The 23,502-nt window shown below is 66.3% G+C and carries 3 protein-coding genes and 1 pseudogene; 1 reads left to right on the forward strand and 3 read right to left on the reverse strand.

The window, feature by feature from the left end; all coding sequences use genetic code 11:
• The first annotated feature begins 75 nt into the window (after positions 1-75).
• Positions 76-2,496, forward strand: a complete 2,421-nt coding sequence (locus AVMA1855_RS03390) for a TonB-dependent siderophore receptor (RefSeq protein WP_284424605.1) — start codon at positions 76-78, stop codon at positions 2,494-2,496.
• Positions 2,497-2,611: 115 nt separating this feature from the next.
• Here AVMA1855_RS03390 and AVMA1855_RS26700 read toward each other — a convergent pair whose 3' ends face one another.
• The 3 genes and pseudogenes from AVMA1855_RS26700 to AVMA1855_RS03400 all read right to left on the reverse strand — a co-directional run bounded on the left by AVMA1855_RS26700 (position 2,612) and on the right by AVMA1855_RS03400 (position 23,502).
• A complete protein-coding gene (locus tag AVMA1855_RS26700) occupies positions 2,612-3,934 on the reverse strand; it encodes a condensation domain-containing protein (RefSeq protein ID WP_502870258.1) in 1,323 nt (440 codons plus the stop codon).
• Positions 3,926-16,855 (reverse strand): annotated as a pseudogene (locus AVMA1855_RS03395) (amino acid adenylation domain-containing protein); the annotation flags it as partial. The pseudogene AVMA1855_RS03395 and the gene AVMA1855_RS26700, both read right to left, overlap by 9 nt.
• Positions 16,856-16,974: 119 nt before the next feature.
• Positions 16,975-23,502: a non-ribosomal peptide synthetase gene (locus tag AVMA1855_RS03400; RefSeq protein ID WP_284424607.1), complete on the reverse strand. Its 6,528-nt coding sequence runs from the start codon at positions 23,500-23,502 to the stop codon at positions 16,975-16,977.

Genomic DNA, 23,502 nt, shown 5'->3' on the forward strand with positions numbered 1-23,502 from the left:
TGGCAACCGATAGAGAACGGGAGCCCGCGCCTCTTTAGGAATAGCTCTCATTCAATGCACTCGGACCTCCCAACCATGCGTTCTCTGCCTCGCCACCCTCTGCTCAGTACAGCCCTTGCCACGGCCTTCGGGTCCACCCTGGCGCTCCACAGCCCCTTCGCCAGCGCCCAGGCACCGATACAGGCGACGGCACAGGTGTTTGACATCAATGTGCCCGCACAGCCCCTGGCGGGCGCACTCAACGAGTTCTCGCGCCAGACAGGCTTGCCCATCTTCGCCGCAGGCGAGTTGGTGAGCGGACTGCAGTCCCGCGCCGTCGCCGCCCGACTGCCGCTGGATCAGGCGCTGCACCAGATGCTTTCGGGCACCCCTCTGGAGGCTGTGCACATGGCAAGTGGGGGTTTTTCCATCCGTCGCAGTCCGCCGCCGTTGGCCCAGGATTCAACACTTCCCACCGTGCTGGTGCGGGACGACGCATTCCGCGAATCCGCCACCGGCCCCGTGCAGGGCTACGTCGCCAGCCGCAGTGCGACGGGCACCAAGACCGACACGCCCCTTATCGAGACTCCGCAGTCCATCTCGGTGGTCGGCGCCGAGGAGATCGACACGCTGAAGTCTCAAAGTATCCAGGATGCACTCGGTTACGTGGCTGGCGTCAGCCGCTTCGAAGGCCTGTCGCGGGTCCAGGACACCATCTATATCCGCGGCTTTCAGGCGCAGGCCGGCACGGGCAGTGTCTACCGCGATGGCACGAAGTACACGGTGAATGCCTTCAACGGCAAGCAGGAAATCTACGGCCTTGAACGCATTGAGGTGCTCAAGGGCGCAGCCTCGGTCCTTTACGGGTCTGCCGGTCCCGGCGGGATCATCAACATGGTCAGCAAGCAGCCCACGTCGACCCCGCTGCATGAACTCAACCTCGAGTTGGGAAGCTTCGGCCGCAAGCAGATCTCCGGGGACTTCGGCGGACCGCTGGACAAGGATGGTGAATGGTCCTATCGGATGACTTTTCTCCAACGCGACAGCAACACCTTCGTCGACTATGTGCGCGATGACCGGACCTTCATTGCCCCGGCACTGAAGTGGCAACCCAACGCATCGACATCGCTGACGCTGCTGGCCGACTACCAAAAGGACAAGACCAACTACGTTTACTGGCTGCCCGCGCAGGGCACCATCTTCCCCACCATCTACGGCAAGATCCCGCGCAACCGCTTTACCGGGGAGCCCGGCTACAGCAAGTTCGATATGGAACGCTATTCGATCGGTTACCTGTTCGAACATGCGTTCAACGACAACCTAAAGCTGCGCAACAGCCTGCGCTACTTCCATTCCAACAGCGACTTCCCGCAGGTCTGGGTTTCCGGGCTTGCGGCAGACCAGCGCACTTCCGCTTTCCGCGGCGGTACGCTGCGCTGGGAGCGCTCCTCCTCGCTGGTCGCCGACACCTCGCTGCAATACCAGGCCAAGCACGGCAATGTCGAGCACACGGTGCTGGTCGGGTTCGACTACACCCGGCCCAAGAATCAGTCCGAGCGATACGACAGGACGGCGGGCAGCATCGACTACTACAACCCGGTATATGGCAGCGCCCTGGGTGAGCCGACCCGTGACAACTGGTGGTCCTATAACGCCGACACCCGGCAATTGGGCGTCTATGCGCAGGACCAGATGAAGATCGCCGACAAATGGGTGGCCCTGATCGGCGGTCGCTACGACCATGCCAGTGACAACCAGAGCAACCTGTTCACGGGAGAAAAAGCCGTCGACAACGAGAAGAACAAGGCGTTCACGGGCCGCGCCGGCTTGGTCTACCTGGCGGACAACGGCTTGGCGCCTTTCTTCAGTTTCAGCCAGTCCTTCGAGCCCACCTCGGGCCGGGACCGCCTGGGATCACGCTTCGACCCATCAAAGGGTACGCAGTACGAAATCGGCACCCGCTACCAGCCTCCGGGTTCGAGCACGCTGATTTCCGCGGCCCTGTACCAGTTGACCCGGCAGAACGTTTCGGTAGCCGATCCCGTGGACCCCACGTATTCGGCCCAGATTGGTGAGGTGCGCTCCAGGGGCTTCGAACTGGAAGCCCGGACACGCGTGGGCCGCAACGCTAACCTGATCGCAGCCTATGCCTACACCGATGCGCGCACCACGCAGGCCAGCCCTTTGCAGCCGTCCCAGGTCGGCATGCGGTCACCAGGCATCCCTTACCACCAGCTCTCCCTCTGGGGTGACTACAACTTCGGCCGCTTTGGAATGCCCAACCTCAAGGTGGGCGCAGGCATGCGCTACCAGGGCGAGACCAAGCCCAATGTGGGCACCTTCGATGTGCCATCCTTCACGCTGTTCGACGCGATGGTCAGCTACACCACGGGGCCCTGGCGCCTGGCCCTGAACGTCACCAATCTCTTCGACAAAACCTATGTCGGCAGCTGCACCACGGGCTGCTTCTATGGCGAGCCCCGCAAGGCGATTGCCACAGCCACCTACCGCTGGTAAGTGGATGGACATCGAGGAGCAGCTACGTGCCCGCTCCTTTAATGAAGAAAGAGCGCCACGGCGCTCTTTCTTTATTGCGGAACTGGCGCAGGCGGTGCCTGCGCCGCCCCGCCTGTCACACGCTTCCGGCTTCAGCTACCAGGCACTCTTGCGGGTCTGCCACTGCCTGCGCCAGCAATGCCACCAGCTCCGCGTGATAGGCCTGCACCAGTTGCTCCATGGTCTTTCGCTCGAACATGGCGGCACTGTAGTTCCATCCCATGGATAGCCTTGCGCCGTACGTGCGACCAATGATTTCCAGCCAGTTCGCCAGCGGCGCCTCGGGATGGCGTTCGGCACCGGGAGATTCGCCGGCAGGCATGAAGCTGGCTTCGCCATCGAAGGTCTGGTCGAACTGTCCCAGATAGTTGAAGGTGATCCGGGGCTCGACGGTGCTCAGCGCGCCCCGCACCTTCTCGTCGGGATGCAGATAGCGCAAGGCCCCAAAGCCGATGCCCTTGCCCGGCACGCCCTGCAGGCCGGCCCGGACCCTCTCCAGAGTTTGCCGCGCAGCCAGTCGACCACCGGTCAGGCGCACGGGATAGGCGCTGGTGAACCACCCTACGGTCCGGCTCAGGTCGATCCCCGCATCGTCGGCCTCGCGGCCATGGCCTTCAAGGGTGAGCAGCAGGGCATCCTGCCCCGTCCACTGGGCGACGGCACGCACCAGGGCCGCCAGCAGCAGGTCCTCCGTGGAAACGCCCAGCGCTGCAGGCGCCTGGCGCAGCAGCGCATGGGTCTGCACCTCGTCCAGTTGCAGGGACACGGTGGCCCTGTCCTTGATGACGGCCCTGACGCACTCATCATCGCGCGGCAGATCCCCGGCGGCGCCGAGTTGGCCCAGCCAGTAGGGAAGTTCGGGCATGCGCTGCTGCAGCGTGGCAGGGTCGTGCAGGTGCTGAGTCCAGGCCTTGTAGGGTGCAGATTCGGCCAAACCTTTGGGCAGAGCACCGTCGCTAAGCTGCTGGTACAGGCTCTGCAAGTCCTCCAGAAGCACACGCCAGGAAACGCCATCCACAATGAGATGGTGGACGACGATCAACAGCCGCTCGCTGCCATCTTCAACGCGCAGATGTGCCACGCGCCACAAAGGCCCGTGCTCCAGATCCAAGCTGCACTGCACGGTTTCACAAGTGCGGGAGATGTCGTCAACGGCCACGTCCTCCAGCGTGCAGAGCACGGTGGATCCGCTGTCCGGCGCATAGGCCTGCGTCCACACACCAGCCCCGTTACGCCGAAAGCGGATGCGAAAAGCATCATGCCGGGCTTGCAACAGGCGAACGGCTTCTTCCAGGTTGCGGCTGTGCAGCGGTCGTGTCGCACGCAGCAGCACCGATTGGTTGAAATGGTGGCGCGATGGAATGTCCTCGCAGAAGAACCATTGCTGTATGGGGCCCAACGGGATCTCGCCATGGGCGACGACCGCGGCCGCCGCCGGCCGCACGGAACCGGGCTGCGCGGCACAGGCGGCCACCAGGGCCTCGATGGTCTGGTGGCGCATCAGATCGCGCAGGCGCAGATTGAATCCGAGCTTGGCATTCTTCACGCGCGAGATAACCTGCAGGCTCATGATGGAATCGCCGCCGAGTTCGAAGAAGTTGTCATGGATGCCCACCTGCTTCACGCCCAGCACCTGTTGCCAGATCCTGGCCATCTCGACCTGCGCATGGCTGGCGGGTGCTTGGAATGTGCTTCGCACCTCGGCAGCGGGGGGCGGCAGCGCAGCGCGGTCCAGCTTGCCGCTGATGAGCCGGGGGAGGGCCGGCAAACCTAGCACGCGCGAGGGCAGCATGTATTCCGGCAACCGCTGGGGCAGTTGCTGCTGTATGCGCGCCACCAGTTCCTCCGCGGACAAGCCATCCCGAGGCACGGCATAGGCGATCAGTTGCACGCCCGCAGCGCCTTGGTGGGCGACCACGGCGGCGTCGACCACCCCTTCAACCTCACGCACGCGGGCTTCAACCTCACCCAGTTCGATGCGAAAGCCGCGGACCTTGATCTGGTGGTCCACGCGTCCGATGTATTCGATATTGCCGTCCTCCATCCAACGTACCAGGTCGCCGGTGCGATACAGACGCCCGCCGTCTTTTTCAAAGGGACTCGCTACGAAGCGCTCTGCCGTCAGTGCACTGCGCCCCAGGTAGCCTCGCGCCAGGCCGTAGCCGCCGATGTACAACTCGCCCACCATACCGCGGGGGACTAACTGCAGGCCGGCGTCCAGCACATAGGCGCTGCGCTCGCCCACGGGTCGGCCGATGGGCGCATAAGCACAATCGAAGCTGCGATCGGCCGTGGTCTTCCAAATCAGCGGCGTCACCACGGTCTCCGTGGGACCATAACCGTTGATGAGCAAGCGCGGCCGCAGGCTGCTCCTTACCTTTTCATAGGCGGCCTTGGGCATGGCCTCGCCGCCAAAGACATACAACTCCACGGGCGGAACATCTTCACGCTGGTGCGCCCAGTCGGCGATCTGTCCAAGGTAGGCAGGAGGGAACGCGGCATTCGTCGCCCCATAGCGGCGCAGGGCTTCGTAGGCCTGCTCCGCAGTCCAAAGTTCCTCTTCGCGCAAAGCCAGCCCGGCTCCCACGCACAACGGTGCAAGCCAGCGCTCATGCGCCCCATCGAAAGAAAAAGACATGAAATGCAGCTCGCGCGACTGAGGCCCGATGCCATAGATTTCCGCCGTCGCGAGGCAATGCATGGCCAGGGGCCCATGGGCCACGGCCACCCCTTTGGGACGCCCCGTCGATCCCGAGGTATAGATGACGTAGGCCAGATGGTCGGCCCCCAGCGCCACCTGCGGGTTGCATGCGCTTTCCTCGCCACCGGGCAGATCAATGCTCTCCAGCTCCAGCACCTCGACACCCTCGCATGCCGGCCATCGGGCCGCCACGGCACGGTGAGCCAGCAGCAGGGCGATGCCGCTGTCCTCGACCATGTACTTCAGTCGGTCGGCCGGATAACCGGGGTCGATGGGAAGATAGGCGCCGCCGGCCTTGAGTACGGCCAGCAGGCTGATGATGCTGTCCAGCGAACGCTGTAGCGCCACCCCCACCAGCACGTCGGGCCCAACTCCCAGGCCGCGCAGGCAATGCGCCAGCCGGTTGGCCCTGGCATTGAGCTGGGCGTAGCTCAGCTCCTCGTCACCCATCAACAAGGCGATGGCATCGCCGCGCCGGGCGGCCTGCTGTTCGATGAGGTGGTGAACGGCCCCATGGCTGGCGCTCGGCGGCGGTGAATCATTGCCGCCCAGGGCCACCAGGCCGTCACGCGCCGCATCGTCCAGCCAACCCAGTTCGCCCAATGCGCAAGCCGCATCGCAGGCCATGCGCTGCATCACATGCTCCATTTGCGAGCGCAGCGCCGCCACTTGGTCCTCGTCGAACTCGCGGCGGTCGTAGCAGTACTCAATGTCCAGGTACTCGCCCACGACGACCTGCAGGTCCATGGCATACCCGGTCAGACCGCCACCCTGCATGGGGCCGAACTGCAGGCCGAAGCGTTCTAGGCTGCGCAGCGTCTCGTCCATGGGCAGGTTTTCGAAAACGATGATGCTGTCGAACAACGGCCTACCGCCCGATCCGCTCCAGCGCTGGATATCGGCAAGTGACACATGCTCGTACTCGCGCACGCGCATGTTGGTCTGCTGCACCTCGCGCAGATAGTCACCCACACTTTGCCCGCCCGGGGCTGCGACGGGAACCGGAATGGTATTGATGAACAGTCCCATCATCTCTTCCACGCCCTGGAGTTGCGCCGGACGGCCGGCCACCGTGGAGCCGAACAGCACGCGCTCCTTGCCCGTGTGCTGCTGCAGCAGCAAGGCCCAGGCGGCCTGCACCAGTGTGTTGAGCGTGACGCGCTCGCGCTGTGCAAACGCCTGGAGTACGCCGGTCTCTTGGCGGCCCAGGTGGGTATACAGCTTGCCGAAGCCCTGGCCGGGATGGCTGTTTGCCGTGGCTTGCGCCAGCAGGCTGGGACCGTCGCACGCTGCAAGCTCGCCCTGCCAGAACTGCTCGGCCTGCTGCATGTCCTGGGCCTGCAGCCAGTCTATGTAATCGCCATAGGGCGCGGGCCTGGCCGGCAGAGGCTCGTCAGCGTACGCGCGCAGCCATTCGCCCATCAGGCGCGAATCGGACCAGCCATCCGAAAGCACATGGTGGTGGGTCCAGATCAGGCGATGTCGATGGCCTGGATGGTCGGCGCCTAGGTCGATCACGGTGACCTGTGACAGCGGCGGGCGCAACCAGTCGATGTCGCGCGTGAGCAGCTCTTGCGCCAGCGACGACACACGGCGCTCGGTCTCACCGGCTTCCACGCCGGACCAGTCAAGCAGCAACACCTGCGCTTGCACACTGCGCAGCACAACCTGCAGGGGCCGCGCCATGGCGCTGTGCCACAGGAATCCGGTGCGCAGCATCTCATGGCGATCGACCATGACCTGCCAGGCCCGCGCCAGACGGGCCGCATTCAGATTGCCGACCTCCAGGTTCAACTGGTTGACGTACAAGCCCGAACCCGGCGCCTCCATCGCATGCAGCAGCATGCCGGCCTGCGTGGGGGCCAGGGGATAGACATCCTCGATGTTGTCCCTGTCGAGCAGCGGGAACCAGGCCGGGTCTGCCTCCGGGTAGTCGCTCAGGTCCGAGCGGCGCCTTGGCGCGCGGCCCTGCGATGCGCTTGCATCGGTCTCCTTGGCCACAGCGCCCAGCGCAGCAATGGTCTGGCATTCGAACAGCTGCCGGGGCGTGATGTGCCAACCGCGCTGTTGCATCCGCGTGACGATCTGCAGGCTGAGGATGGAGTCACCGCCCAGCGCGAAGAAATTGTCATGCCGGCCCATGGAGTCCACCTTCAGCACCTGGGACCACACTTCCGCCATCAACGCCTCGACACCCGGCAAGGGTGCCTCGTATGCGCTGCCTGCCGGCGCCTGCGGCTCGGGCAGCGCCTTTCTGTCCACCTTGCCATTGGCATTCAAAGGCAAGTCGTCCAGCACCACGACGGTACTGGGCACCATGTAGTCGGGCAGGACCTGCCCCAGCTGGGCACGCAGCACATCGGTGTCGAGGGCGGCGTCCGGGCCGGCTGGCACAGGCGTCACATAGGCCACCAGGCGCGCGCCCCCGGCGCCCTGCCTTGCCATGACCACGGCTTCGCGCACCTGCGGCTGCGCCAGCAGTTGCGACTCCACCTCGCCCAACTCGATGCGCAGGCCCCGGATCTTCACCTGATGATCGATGCGGCCCAGATACTCTATTTGCCCATCTGCGCTCCAGCGGACCAGATCCCCCGTGCGGTACAACCTGCCGCCAGCATCGTCCAGCGGGTCCGCGACAAAGCGGTCCGCGCTCAGCCCGGCGCGGTGCTGGTAGCCACGGGCCAGGCCCAGGCCGCCCAAATACAGCTCGCCCGGCACACCCGGCACCGTCAGATTCAGCTGTGCGTCCAGCACATAAGTACGGATGCCACTGATGGGGCGACCGATGGGCACGCTGGCCCGCCCGTCGTTGCGGCACGTCCAGTGCGTCACATCGATGGCCGCCTCGGTCGGCCCGTAAAGGTTGTGGAGGGCTGCGCCCGGCAGCCGCCTGTGGACCTGAGCCTGTGCATCGGCATGCAGCGCTTCGCCGCTGCATACGATGCGGGTCAGGCTTGTACAGGCCTCGATGCCCTCATACCCGAGAAAAGCCTGGAGCATCGAAGGCACGAAGTGAAGCGTCGTGATGCCATGCTGCTGGATCAGCGAAACCAGTCGGGCGGGATCGCGGTGATCGCCCGGGTCGGCCATCACCAGCCTGGCGCCGGTCATCAGCGGCCAGAAGAACTCCCAGACCGATACGTCGAAACTGAACGGTGTCTTCTGCAGCACGGCATCCGCTGCAGTCAGCGCATAGGCCTGCTGCATCCAGGCCAGCCGATTGTGCAGCGCACCGTGCCGGTTGGCTGCGCCCTTGGGTCGCCCCGTCGAACCCGAGGTAAAGATGACATAGGCCAGGTTCTCGCCATGCAGCTCTACCGCGGGATCGTGCGAAGGTCCGGCATCCAGGCCCGGCAGATCCGACTGATCCAGTTCCACCACCTGCAACGCCTGCAGGCCAGGCAGGCTCGCGCGCAGCGCGGACTGCACCAGCACCAGGCCGATGCCGCTGTCCTGGACCATGTGCGCCAGGCGATCGGCAGGGTAATCCGGGTCCAGCGGCACATAGGCACCACCGGCCTTGAGGATGGCCAGCAGCCCCACCACCATCTCCACCGAGCGCTGCATGGCAATGCCCACCCGGGTCTCCGGCACCACCCCCAGCGCCATCAGGCGGTGCGCCACTCCGTTGGCTCTCGCGTTGAGCTCTCCATAACTCAGCGTCCGCTCCCCGAACGACAGGGCCGGCGCCTCGGGGCATTCGCGTGCCCTTTGCTCGAACAGGCGGTGGACGGGAGCCGCCCACGGGTGGCCATGGGCATCCACGCTCCAGTCCAGCAAGCGCGCACGCTCCTGGCCCTGCATCACACCGATCTCCGACAGCCGCACAGGCAACGGCGATCCCAAGGCCTGGACCACGCCTTGAATGGCCTCGCTCACATAGCCACCGACGGTGGACGCATCAACGCCCGATGCCACCTGGACGACCAACGAAAAATCCGTGCCCAGATCATTCACGAACAGGCCGAAGGGATAGTTGGTGCGCTCCGCCCCACCCACCATCTCGACCCCTTCCCACTGAAGTCTTTCGGCCTGCACATCATCGGACTGCCCGGCCCCGTGGCGGTAGTTGAGCAAGGCGGTGAACAGCGGCACCCCAGCCTCCAGCCCGCTGCAGCGCTGCGCCAGCGACAGGCTCGCATGCTCGTGCTCCAGCAGCCCCGTCAGCGCAACATGCGTCTGCCGCAACGCCTGATCCACCGCCTGCCCACCCAGCCCGATTCGGATCGGCAAGGTGTTGATGAACATCCCCAGCGCACGGCCCGCATCCCTCTCGCCCTGCATGCGCCCGAACAGCACCGTGCCGAACACCACATCGTCACGCCCCGTGGTCCTGCCCACCACCAGCGCCCAGGCCAGGTGGAACAATGCCGCCGCACTCACCCCGTGGCTGCGCGCCTGCTCGCGGATGCGCCGCGCAAGGCCCGCATCCAGCGCCAACCGCGCCTCCTGCACGCCCGAGCCATCCCCGCGCACATCCAACAGCCCGTAGGGCGCCGTCGGCTCCTGCACGTCGCCCAGCATCTGCCGGAAGAACGCCTCATGTGCAGCCCTGCTGCGGCCCAGCCGCGCCTGCGCCACAAAGCGCCTGAACGCCACCGGCTCGGGCAACTGCGCCTGCAGGCCCTGCTGCACCAAGCCGATCTCCCTGACCGCCAGCTTCAGCGTGGTGTTGTCGTCCACCATGTGGTGGGTGTACAGCTGCAGCCTCCAGCGCTGGCCTTCGGCCACGGCAAAGGCATCGATCATGGGCGCCTGGCGCACGTCGATGCGGTGCAAGGCCGGCAGCGCGCTGGCATCCTGCAGCCACCGCAGTTGCAGCGCCGCCCGCCGCCACACCACCTGCACCGGCTCGCGCAGGCCTTCCCACAGCACGGCCGTGCGCAGAATGTCGTGCCGCGCAATCACGGCGTTGAAGCTGGCCGCAAAGTGCTCCAGTCGCTCGCGGCTGTCGAACAGCAGTTCGTGCGAGGTCACGTAGGCATCGTGCTGCGTGTCCAGCATGTGGTGGAACAGCATGCCCTCCTGCAGCGGCGCCAGCGGGTAGATGTCCTGGATGTTGGCCGCGCCCCCGGGCACCACGGCTGCGATGCGTGCGATCTCCTGGGCATCGAGTTCCACCAGGGTCAGCATCTGCGGCGTGATCGCCGTGCAGCCTTCGGGGATCAGATTGGGTGGCACGTCGATCTCGCCGGTACCCGGCTCCTGCGCCTGCCCCTGCTCCCGCTGCAACGCCTGTGCAAACTCCGCCAGCCTCGGGTGCTGGAACAGCATGCGCACCTGCACGCGCAGGCCCTGGGCGCGCACGCGCTCCAGCAGGCCCAGGGCCAGCAGCGAATGCCCGCCCAGTTCGAAGAAGCCGTCCCGGCGGCCCACGCGCTCCACGCCCAGCACCTCGGCCCAGATGCGCGCCAGCATCTCCTCCAGCTCGCCTTGCGGTGCCTCGTATTGCTGCACCCCGGCCATCTCCGGCTCCGGCAGCGCCTTGCGGTCTACCTTGCCGTTGACCGTTAGCGGCAGGGCATCGAGCACCACGAGGGCGGACGGCACCATGTAGTCGGGCAGCACCTGACCCAACCGCTCCTTCAGCGCCCCTTCCTCGACCGCATCGTTCAGCGAGACATACGCCACCAGCCTTGCGCCGCCCGGCCCCTCCTGGGCCAGCACCACGGCCTCGCGCACCTCGGGCTGGGCCAGCAGCTGCGACTGCACCTCGCCCAACTCGATACGGAAGCCCCGGATCTTGACCTGCTGATCGGCTCGGCCCAGGTATTCGAGTTCGCCCTGTGCCGTCCAGCGCACCAGATCGCCTGTGCGGTACAGGCGTTCGCCGGTGTTCGTGAACGGATTGGCGATGAAGCGCTCCGCGCTCAGGCCTTGCCGGTTCAGGTAGCCCCGCGCCAGGCCTTCACCCGCCACGTACAACTCCCCGGCCACGCCCTGCGCCAGCAGGTTCAGGCTGCCATCGAGCACGTACAGGCCCAGGTCCGCAATCGCCACGCCCACAGGGCTGCGCCCGCCTTCCAGGTCCGCCTGCGTGATGGGCCGGTACGTCACATGCACCGTGGTCTCGGTGATGCCGTACATGTTGATGAGCCTGGGGCTCTGATCGCCGAAGCGCTCGAACCAGGCCCTCAGGCTCTCGGGCTCCAGTGCCTCGCCGCCGAAGACCACATGGCGCAGCGACAGGCCCGCACCGCCCTGCCCTTCATGCCCGTCCTGCTCCACCGCATGCACCAGTTGCCCAAAGGCCGAGGGCGTTTGATTGAGAACCGTGACGCGCTCGGCTCGCAGCAAGGCCAGGAAGTCCTGCGGCGAGCGGCTGACCCAGTACGGCACCACCACCAGGCGCCCGCCCGTGCACAGCGCCCCAAAGATCTCCCACACCGAGAAGTCGAAGGCGTAGGAGTGAAACAGCGTCCACACGTCGTCGGGCCCGAAGCCGAACCAGGCCTCGGTGGCATCCAGCAGCCGCGCCACGTTGCGGTGACTCAGTTGAGCGCCCTTGGGGCGGCCTGTGGAGCCGGAGGTATAGATCACATAGGCCAGCCCGTCCGGGCTCACCTGCACCTGCGGGTCGGTGTCCGGCTCGCCCGACAGGTCCAGCGTGTCGATCTCCAGCACCTGCAGCCCGGCCGTGCCGGGAATGCGTTCACGCACCGACGAATGAGCAAGCACCAGGCCGATGCCGCTGTCCTGGACCATGTGCGCCAGGCGATCGGCAGGGTAGTCCGGGTCCAGCGGCACATAGGCACCACCGGCCTTGAGAATGGCCAGCAGCCCCACCACCATCTCCACCGAGCGCTGCATGGCAATGCCCACCCGGGTCTCCGGCACCACCCCCAGCGCCATCAGGCGGTGGGCCACTCCGTTGGCTCTCGCGTTGAGCTCTCCATAGGTCAGGCTCTGATCCTCGCAACGCAATGCAACGGCGCCAGGCTGGTTGATTGCCTGCCGCTCCACAAGGTGATGAAGCGGCTGCGCATCCAGCCCGGCCCTCAGGGAAGTGCCCTTTTGCCGCAAGGACGCGTCTTCCTCGTCATCAAGGACCGCCACTTCTACGGCCGCCATCGATGGCCTGCGGGCCAGCGCCTGGACCAGGCCCTCGAGGGTCTGCCTCACGTATTCCGCGACGCGCTGCGCTCCGATCTGGCGCGCAATATGCGCCACCAGCTCGAAGCCGCCATCCCTGTCGTTCACATACAGCCCGAACGGATAATTGGTGCGCTCCCGCGTTCCAAGAATTTCCATGCCTTCCCAGGACTGGCCTGAATCCTCGGACGCAGATGCCCCGTGGCGGTAGTTGAGCAAGGCGGTGAACAGCGGCACCCCAGCCTCCAGCCCGCTGCAGCGCTGCGCCAGCGACAGGCTCGCATGCTCGTGCTCCAGCAGCCCCGTCAGCGCAACATGCGTCTGCCGCAACGCCTGATCCACCGCCTGCCCACCCAGCCCGATTCGGATCGGCAAGGTGTTGATGAACATCCCCAGCGCACGGCCCGCATCCCTCTCGCCCTGCATGCGCCCGAACAGCACCGTGCCGAACACCACATCGTCACGCCCCGTGGTCCTGCCCACCACCAGCGCCCAGGCCAGGTGGAACAATGCCGCCGCACTCACCCCGTGGCTGCGCGCCTGCTCGCGGATGCGCCGCGCAAGGCCCGCATCCAGCGCCAACCGCGCCTCCTGCACGCCCGAGCCATCCCCGCGCACATCCAACAGCCCGTAGGGCGCCGTCGGCTCCTGCACGTCGCCCAGCATCTGCCGGAAGAACGCCTCATGTGCAGCCCTGCTGCGGCCCAGCCGCGCCTGCGCCACAAAGCGCCTGAACGCCACCGGCTCGGGCAACTGCGCCTGCAGGCCCTGCTGCACCAAGCCGATCTCCCTGACCGCCAGCTTCAGCGTGGTGTTGTCGTCCACCATGTGGTGGGTGTACAGCTGCAGCCTCCAGCGCTGGCCTTCGGCCACGGCAAAGGCATCGATCATGGGCGCCTGGCGCACGTCGATGCGGTGCAAGGCCGGCAGCGCGCTGGCATCCTGCAGCCACCGCAGTTGCAGCGCCGCCCGCCGCCACACCACCTGCACCGGCTCGCGCAGGCCTTCCCACAGCACGGCCGTGCGCAGAATGTCGTGCCGCGCAATCACGGCGTTGAAGCTGGCCGCAAAGTGCTCCAGTCGCTCGCGGCTGTCGAACAGCAGTTCGTGCGAGGTCACGTAGGCATCGTGCTGCGTGTCCAGCATGTGGTGGAACAGCATGCCCTCCTGCAGCGGCGCCAGCGGGTAGATGTCCTGGATGTTGGCCGCGCCCCCGGGCACCACGGCTGCGATGCGTGCGATCTCCTGGGCATCGAGTTCCACCAGGGTCAGCATCTGCGGCGTGATCGCCGTGCAGCCTTCGGGGATCAGATTGGGTGGCACGTCGATCTCGCCGGTACCCGGCTCCTGCGCCTGCCCCTGCTCCCGCTGCAACGCCTGTGCAAACTCCGCCAGCCTCGGGTGCTGGAACAGCATGCGCACCTGCACGCGCAGGCCCTGGGCGCGCACGCGCTCCAGCAGGCCCAGGGCCAGCAGCGAATGCCCGCCCAGTTCGAAGAAGCCGTCCCGGCGGCCCACGCGCTCCACGCCCAGCACCTCGGCCCAGATGCGCGCCAGCATCTCCTCCAGCTCGCCTTGCGGTGCCTCGTATTGCTGCACCCCGGCCATCTCCGGCTCCGGCAGCGCCTTGCGGTCTACCTTGCCGTTGACCGTTAGCGGCAGGGCATCGAGCACCACGAGGGCGGACGGCACCATGTAGTCGGGCAGCACCTGACCCAACCGCTCCTTCAGCGCCCCTTCCTCGACCGCATCGTTCAGCGAGACATACGCCACCAGCCTTGCGCCGCCCGGCCCCTCCTGGGCCAGCACCACGGCCTCGCGCACCTCGGGCTGGGCCAGCAGCTGCGACTGCACCTCGCCCAACTCGATACGGAAGCCCCGGATCTTGACCTGCTGATCGGCTCGGCCCAGGTATTCGAGTTCGCCCTGTGCCGTCCAGCGCACCAGATCGCCTGTGCGGTACAGGCGTTCGCCGGTGTTCGTGAACGGATTGGCGATGAAGCGCTCCGCGCTCAGGCCTTGCCGGTTCAGGTAGCCCCGCGCCAGGCCTTCACCCGCCACGTACAACTCCCCGGCCACGCCCTGCGCCAGCAGGTTCAGGCTGCCATCGAGCACGTACAGGCCCAGGTCCGCAATCGCCACGCCCACAGGGCTGCGCCCGCCTTCCAGGTCCGCCTGCGTGATGGGCCGGTACGTCACATGCACCGTGGTCTCGGTGATGCCGTACATGTTGATGAGCCTGGGGCTCTGATCGCCGAAGCGCTCGAACCAGGCCCTCAGGCTCTCGGGCTCCAGTGCCTCGCCGCCGAAGACCACATGGCGCAGCGACAGGCCCGCACCGCCCTGCCCTTCATGCCCGTCCTGCTCCACCGCATGCACCAGTTGCCCAAAGGCCGAGGGCGTTTGATTGAGAACCGTGACGCGCTCGGCTCGCAGCAAGGCCAGGAAGTCCTGCGGCGAGCGGCTGACCCAGTACGGCACCACCACCAGGCGCCCGCCCGTGCACAGCGCCCCAAAGATCTCCCACACCGAGAAGTCGAAGGCGTAGGAGTGAAACAGCGTCCACACGTCGTCGGGCCCGAAGCCGAACCAGGCCTCGGTGGCATCCAGCAGCCGCGCCACGTTGCGGTGACTCAGTTGAGCGCCCTTGGGGCGGCCTGTGGAGCCGGAGGTATAGATCACATAGGCCAGCCCGTCCGGGCTCACCTGCACCTGCGGGTCGGTGTCCGGCTCGCCCGACAGGTCCAGCGTGTCGATCTCCAGCACCTGCAGCCCGGCCGTGCCGGGAATGCGTTCACGCACCGACGAATGAGCAAGCACCAGGCCGATGCCGCTGTCCTGGACCATGTGCGCCAGGCGATCGGCAGGGTAGTCCGGGTCCAGCGGCACATAGGCACCACCGGCCTTGAGAATGGCCAGCAGCCCCACCACCATCTCCACCGAGCGCTGCATGGCAATGCCCACCCGGGTCTCCGGCACCACCCCCAGCGCCATCAGGCGGTGGGCCACTCCGTTGGCTCTCGCGTTGAGCTCTCCATAGGTCAGGCTCTGATCCTCGCAACGCAATGCAACGGCGCCAGGCTGGTTGATTGCCTGCCGCTCCACAAGACGGTGCAAGGGAGAGTGACCTTGCGTTTGCTTGTGTGTGGTTCGGGCCAACGCGTGCAACTGTGCCGTTTCCGCTGCGGGCAGCAAATCGGCGGACCCCACGCAACAGTCCGGCCGGTCTGCGAACACCGACAGCATATGGACCCACTGGTCCGCAAGCCGGGCGATGCGCGAGGGCTCGAACAACTCGCGCGCATAGCTGAACCTTGCATGCACGCTGCCGTCGGGCCGCTCCGTGGTCTCCAGCATCCACTCGAACTGCGCAGCCTTGTCGGCAGCGTCGCAGAGCTCGGCGTCCAGGCCCGGCAGTTGCTGCAGCGCCCGGTAGTCCTCGCGCAGGTGGTTGAACATGACCTGGAACAGCGGGCTGCTACCCAGGCTGCGCTCGGGCTGCAGGGCTTCCACCAGCCGCTCGAAAGGCAGGTCCTGATGGTCTTGCGCCTCCAGCGCCGCCTGGCGGACCTGGTCCAGCAGTTGCCCGAATGGCATGGACTCGTGCAGCCTGGCGCGCAGCACCTGGGTATTGACGAAGAAGCCGACAAGTCCTTCGGTCTCCACGCGATGCCGGTTGGCGACGGGCACCCCCACGCGGATGTCCTCTCCGCCGGTATGCCGGTGCAGCAATGCCTGGAATCCCGCCAGTAGCACCATGAACAGGCTGGCGCCATGCCGGTCGGCCAGCGAGCGCAGCCGTTTCACCAGGTCGGCCGACAGGGCCAGACCATGGCGCGCTGCCTGGTATCGCCCGTCGCTGCTCCGTTGCTGGTCTGCCGGCAGCTCAAGAACCGGGTGCTCGTCGCCCAACTGCTGCTGCCAGTACAGCAGTTGCCTGTCTGCCTCACCCGCGTCGAGCCAGCTTTTCTGCCACAGCGCATGGTCGGCATACTGCACCGCCAGCGGCGCCAGGGCTACGGCCTCGCCCAGAACCACGGCTCGGTAATGCTGCGCGAACTCGTTGACCACGATCTGCAACGACCAGCCATCGGCAACGATGTGGTGCATGACCACCACGAATAGATGCTCCTGGGGCGAAAGCCGAAGCACCACGGCCCGCAACAGCGGTCCCCGGGCCAGGTCGAACGGCTGGCTGCAGATGCGCTGCATTTCCGCTTGCTGCGTGTCTGCCTGGCCAGGCTCGCCCAAGTCCAAACAGCTGAAATCGACTTCGGCATGTTCGCGGATGAGCTGCTGGAGCTGGCCCTGCTCTCCCATCCTGAACACCGTGCGCAGCGATTCATGGCGCTGCACCACACCGGAGAGCGCTGCTCTTGCCGCCTCGACATCGAATTCACCACGCAGCCGCATCACACCCGCCAGGTGGTAGGCCGTGCTACGGGGATCAAGCTCCCACAGAAACCACTGTCGCGCCTGGGCCGCCGAGGCTGCGCATTCGCCAGAGGCCTTCGCGTCGCGTAGCAGGACGGGAAATTGGCCGATAGACAGCCCCTGCGCCTTGAGTTGCTGGTAGACGAGGCGGCGCTTTTCATCCGAAAGCCCTGCGAATTTTTCCGCGACATACCGCACATGATCGAGGCCCATCAAACGTTCTCCAGACTGTCGACAAACGAGGCCATCTCGCGCAACTTTGCGCGCTGATCGCCTGAGGTGGCAATGCGAGCGGCCATGGCGGACAGCTCAGGGGCTTCGAACACGTCCTTGACGGCAAGGCCGGTCTGCATGGCGCTTTGAACGCGCGCCACCATCTGCGCCGCAAGCAGAGAATGGCCGCCCAGTTCGAAGAAGTTGTCGCCGCGACCCACGCGCTCCACCGACAGCACCTCACGCCAGATCCGCGCCAGCCCTTGCTCTGTATCGCCAGACGGCTCTTCATGGGCACGCGACGATCCCCCAGCGGGATCGGGTAGCCTGACCCTGTCCACCTTGCCATTGGCATTCAGGGGTAACGCCTGCAGTTCGACAAAGGCCGAAGGCAGCATGTAGTCGGGCAGGGAAAGCCGCAGGCTTTCACGCAGCGCGCCAGTGTCTACCGCAGCGCCAGGCTGCCCAACGACATAGGCCACGAGCCGGCTGGTGCCTGCCAGTTCCTGGGCCACAACGACAGCCTCTCGCACCGGCTCCAGCTCCAGCAGGGCCACCTCCACCTCGCCGACCTCCACGCGAAAACCTCGAATCTTCACCTGGTGATCGACCCGCCCCAGGTATTCGAGTTGCCCGTACTCATCCCATCGCGCCAGGTCCCCCGTCCGGTACAGACGGCCAGCATGGGGGCCCAGGGGGTCCGCCACAAAGCGCTGCGCCGTGAGCGCAGGTCGGCCCACATAGCCTCTGGCGAGTGCACCGCCCAGGTACAGCTCGCCGACCACGCCCGGCGACACCGGCTGCAGCGCGGTATCCAGCACGCGCAGAATGGCCGTCGAGGCGGGCGATCCGATAGGAGGCAGCGTCCGGCCATCGCCGGCATCCACATCGAAGCTGCTGACCACGTGGGTTTCCGTGGGGCCGTATTGGTTGACCAGCCGGCACCGGGGCATCCGCTGAAGCCAGGCCCTCAGTTCCTCGGTCAGTTTCAGTTGCTCGCCGGCCGTGATGATCTGCCGAAGCGCTGGCAGGTTTCTGTCCAGGCGCAGCGCCGCTTCGGCCAACAGTTGGAGCACGGCATAGGGCAGGTACACGCGCTCCACCGCCCGCTCCTCCATCAAGGCCAACAGCAAGGAAAAATCCCTTCTCTGGGCGGCGTCCGTTTGGACCAGGGTAGCGCCTGAGCACAGGGCCACGACGACCTCCTGGTAGCCCACATCGAAGCAGGGCGAGGCGAACATCAGCGTGCGCGCGGCCCCCGGCATGCGGTCGATCTGCCATGCGGCCAATTGCGAGAGCACGCCTTGCCGCATCGCAATGCCCTTGGGCCGCCCGGTGGAGCCGGATGTGAACAGGATGTACAGCAGGCCATCCGCATTCAGCGCAACGGTCGGATTGCTTCCCGACAGATGCTCCCATGCCACGCGGCGAAGGTCGATGGCGACCAGCCCGCCGAAGACACCCGACAGAGCAGCCCCCACATCCGCGTGATGGATGAAGGCATCGGCCCGGCTGTCTTCGAGCATGACGGCGATTCTGTCGGCAGGGTACTCCAGGTCCAGCGGCACATAGGCGGCGCCCGCCTTGAGGATGGCCAGCAAAGCCACCACCGAATCGACGCCGCGCTCCAGCGCCACGGCCACGCGACGCTCAGGGCCGATGCCCCTTTCCAGCAACAGATGGGCCAATCGGTTGGCACGAAGGTTCAGCTCGCCGTAGCTGAGGTTTTGCCCCGCGCATTCGATGGCGACCGCCTGCGGCTGCAGCTCTACCTGGTTCTCGATCATCTTCACGAGAGAGGCAGGGCCGGCGCCGTGCTCACCTGCCCGGCTCCACGCATCGAGCTTGCGGATTTCGGTGGCGCCGAGGATGTCGATCTCGGACAGCCGCGCTCCAGGCGTTTCCACCAACGCCGCCAAGATCTGGTCAAAGCTGCCCGCCAGGCGTTCGACCATCGGCGCATCGAACAGCTCCTGCGCATAGCTGAACTGCGCGCTGATGCGGCCATCCTCCCACTCGACCGTGTCCAGCATGAACTCGAAGATGGTCGATCTTTCGATGTCCAGATAGCCCTCGAACCGCAGCCCGGGAAGCTGCTCCAGCACCTGGTGGCCTTTTCTCTGGTGGTTGAACATCACCTGGAACAGGGGACTGACGCTCAGGCTGCGCTGCGGATGCAGCGCCTCCACCAGCTGTTCGAAGGGAAGGTCCTGGTGCGCCTGGGCCTGCGCCACGGCATCCCGGGCCTGCGCCAGCAGTTCGGACAGCGTCAACTGGCCATGCAGCTGTCCCCGCATCACCTGCGTATTGACGAAAAAGCCCACGATGCCCTGGCTCTCCGCCCTGTGCCGATTGGCGGTGGGCACGCCCACACGGATGTCCTGCAAGCCCGTGTAGCGGTGAAGCAGCGCCTGAAATCCTGCAAGCAGCACCATAAACAGGCTCATGCCCTGGGCCTGTGCTCTGCGCTGCAGGCCTCGCACCCGGTCTGCGGACAGCGTGATGGCGTGCTGAGCTGCCCGGTAGCGGCCATCGGCTCGGCGTGGCCTGCTGGCGGGCAATTGCATGACAGGGTGCTCGTTGCCCAGCCTATCCCTCCAGTACGCCAACTGCCGCGGCCCTTCGCCGGCTTCCAGCCATCCCTTGTGCCATGCCGCGTAGTCCGCATACTGCAGGCGCAGCGCCGGCAGGGTCAGGCGCGGCCCCGCAAGGCGCGCTCGGTAACGCTGCGCGAACTCTTCGACAATGATCTGCATGGACCAGCCGTCCGAGACGATGTGGTGCATGACCACCACCAGCACATGCATGTGCTGTGCCGCGCGGATCAGCGCCAGCCGCAATAGCGGCCCACGGGACAGATTGAAAGGCGTGGCGATGGTGTCGAGCGCCTGCCGCTGCACGGCAGCATCACGCTGGTCCTCGGGCAGGGCCGAGAAATCAATCAATGGCATCGCGGCCCCAGGCAACTCGGCAGGCGCCTGGACCTGCTGCCACACCTGACCCTGCTCGTCTGCGCTGAACACCGTGCGCAGTGATTCGTGGCGCGCCACCAGTTCATCGAAGCTCGTGCGCAGGGCGTCCAGGTCCAGCTCACCGGCCAGCTTCAGAGCGCCTGCGATATGGTAGGCACTGCTGTGAGGGTCCAGTTGCCAGAGGAACCACTGGCGCATTTGGGCGTGCGACGGCACGAGCGGCTTGTTGCGCAGTTCCTGGGCCAGCACAGGGATCGCTTGGTCCTGGTCCTGCACCGGACAGGCCACCGTGGACTGTCCTGCCACTGGAGGTGCCTGCAGCATCTCGGCCAATTGCTGCAGGCTGACCTGCTCGAACAATTGCTTGGGCACCAGCTTGAGCCCGTGCTTTCGCGCCTTGGCCACCACCTTGAGGGCCAGGATGGAGTCTCCGCCGATCTCGAAGAAGTTGTCCCTGCGGCTGACGGGCTCGCGCCCCAGCACCTCCGACCAGACCGCTGCCAGCGTTTGCTCGGTCGGCCCCACCGGCGCCTCATGGCCGCCGCACTCGGCCGTCTCTGGCTCCGGCAGGGCATGGCGATCGACCTTGCCATTCATGGTCAATGGCAGCCGCGGCAACACCACGATGGCCGCTGGCAGCATGTAGGGCGGCAGGGTGCGCGCCAGGGACTCGCGCAGCGCGGCCACATCGATCACCTGCCGTTCCTGCGCGACGACGTAGGCCAGCAAGCGTTGCTGCCCGTTTTCGGCCTCGCGCACAATGGCTTCGGCACTCGCGACACCGGGCAGCTTTCGCAACGCCTGGGCCACTTCACTGAGCTCGACGCGGTAGCCGTGCAGCTTGATCTGGTCGTCGTTCCGACCCAGGAATTCGATGCTGCCATCCTCGAGTTGCCGCACGCGGTCCCCGGTGCGATACAGGCGCTGGCCCGCGCACCAGGGGTCCGCTACGAAGCGCTCACAGGTCTGGCCATGCCTGCCTTCGTAGCCACGTGCCAAGCCTGCCCCACCCAGGTACAGCTCGCCGGCAAGGCCCTGCGGCACGGGGCTCAGCCATTCGTCCAGCACATGGGCGCAGCTGTTGCGCAGCGGCAGGCCCAGCGGCACCGTGCCTGCCTCACGGGCGGCCGCAGCGGCCTCCTGGGTCAGCACCCCGACCGTGGTTTCCGTCGGGCCATAGTGGTTGAGCACTTTGGTGAAGGGGCTCAGGGCGGCGATCTGTGTGCACAAAGGCCAGCCCGTGGCCTCACCGCCCAGCACCAGGCGATGGCGTGGCAGGACCTGCTCAGGCCGGGCCGCGCTCAGCAGGGCCTGCAAATGGCTGGGCACGATCTTGAGCACATCGATCTGGTGCGTTTGCATGTAGTCCGCAAAGGCGTCTGGATCGAAAGCGCGCTCAGGGGAGATGAGGTGCAGCAGACGCCCAGAGCACAGCGCGCCGAAAAGCACCGTATGCCCCAGGTCTGCAGCCACTGTCGACACCATGGCCATGCTGGACGCATCGACCGGCAGGTCCAGCCGGGCCAGCACACCCTGCACATAGTTGGCCAGCGCGCCGTGCGTGATCACGACCCCCTTGGGCTGGCCCGTGGAGCCCGAGGTGTAGATGAGGTAAGCGGCCTGGTCCCGGTGAAGGGTCGCGGTCTCCAGCGCATCGGCCTCGAGTTCTGCGGGTTCCGAAAGCGCCAGCGGCCATACCGGGACCCCCGGTTGCCATGCAGGAGGCTGCAGGGCCAGCACCAGGCGGGCGCCGCTGTCGCGCAGCTGATAGGCCAGCCGGTCGGCCGGCAGCTCGGGGTCCAGCGGCACATGGACGCAGCCGGCCTTGAGTACGGCCAGCATACCCAGCACCATTTCCGGCGAGCGCGGTGCCAGCACCCCGACGCGGGTTTCCGGACCCAGACCTTGCGTGCGCAGCCGCGCCGCAAGCTGGTTTGCCGCCTTGTCCAAGTGCCCGAACGATGCAGTGCGCGATTCGGCACGCACCGCCAAGCCCTGGCCCTGGCTGGCCACGGCGGCATCCCAAAGGGAAAGCACCGTTATGGCCTGCGGACTTGCGGGCTGCGACACGGCAACCGTCTGCAGACCCTCGGCCGGGTCAGTCAGCGCAAGGGCCGCCAATGCCCTGTCGGGCGCCGTCACCACCTGCTGCGCACAACGGGTCAGGCCTTCCGCAAAGACCGCAATCCGCTGCGCATCAAACAGGCCCGTGTCGTAGATGAAAACGCTTTCGATGCCTTCGGCCCGATCTGTGAAATCCAGGCTCAGATCGAAGTGCGCATGGCCTGCGGTCATGGCCTGAATGCGCACGTGCAACCCGGCGACGCTGCGCTCGCGCTCCATCGCGTCCTGTTGCGTGCACTTGACCTGAAACAACGGATGCACGCCCGGCTGGCGCTCCGGCGCAAGCGCCTCGACCAACATGTCAAACGGCAGGTCGGCATGTTGCTGCGCGTCGAGCACAGCATGCCGCACCTGCTCCAGCAGTTCGCCAAAGCCCATCTGTGGCGCGACATCGACCTGCACCACTTGGAGGTTGAGCAGATAACCGATCAGCCCATGGGTCTCGGCCTTGCCCCGGTTGGCGATGGGCGTCCCAACGCGGATGCGGCGCTGGCCGCTCAGGCGGTACAGCAACAGGTCGAGCAAGGCCGTCATCACCATGAACAGCGAGGCACCACGCGCTCGCGCCATGGCACGCACCGCATCGGACAATTCAATGGGCCAGACGAAACGGTGGCGACCCTCGGCCGCATCCGTTACCGCGCCGCGTACATGGCTCAGGGGCAGTTCCAGCGGCTCATGCGCGCTGCCCAGGCGATCGCGCCAGTAGCGCAGTTGTCGTTCGCGCTCGCCGCCGTCCAGGCGCTGGCGTTCCCAGGCCGCGTAGTCGGTGAACTGTATGGGCAGCGGCGCCAGCGCATGCGGCCGGGCGCCGAGCCTGGCGGCGTAGCACTGGAAAAGCTCGTCCACGAGAATGCGCAACGACCACCCATCCGCCGCAATATGGTGCAGGGACAGCGCCAGCACATGGTGCTGTTCGCCCAGGCGGTACAGGCAGGCGCGCAGCGGCACCTCCCGGTCAAGGGCAAAGGGCGTCTGCGCGAAGTCGGCCAGCGCGTCTGCCAACGCGTCTTCGATCCTGGCCTGCTCGCGCAGATCGACCACTGGAAGTTGCAGCGGCACACCCGCCTGCGGTTGCACGGCCTGCAGCGCCTGACCGTCGCCACCGATCGTGATCAGCGTGCGCAGGATGTCGTGCCGCGCCACCAGGTCACCCAGCGCTGCGCTCAGCGCCGACGCGTCGAGGGGGCCGTCCATTTCCAGACTGCCTGCCAGGTTGTAGGCCGGGCTCTCGGGAGCAAGCTGCCAGGTCAACCAAAGGCTGCGTTGCGCATGGGAAAGCAGCGCGGGGGTGGCCGGGTCCCGGCGCGGAATGTCCTGACCACCACGTGGCGCTGCTCGACCACCGCCGCGCAGGCGGGCATCGAGTTGGGCGCGCTGCTCGGGGCTGAGCCGGGCGCGCAGGGACTGTATATCTTGCGGTGCTGTCAT

It is taken from the genome of Acidovorax sp. SUPP1855 (assembly GCF_030158955.1).
Classification (GTDB): Bacteria; Pseudomonadota; Gammaproteobacteria; order Burkholderiales; family Burkholderiaceae_C; genus Paracidovorax.

Coding starts and splice junctions, on each gene's coding strand:
- AVMA1855_RS03390 (WP_284424605.1), top strand. CDS start 76: ATGCGTTCTCTGCCTCGCCACCCTCTGCTCAGTACAGCCCTTGCCACG.
- AVMA1855_RS03400 (WP_284424607.1), bottom strand. CDS start 23,502: ATGACAGCACCGCAAGATATACAGTCCCTGCGCGCCCGGCTCAGCCCC.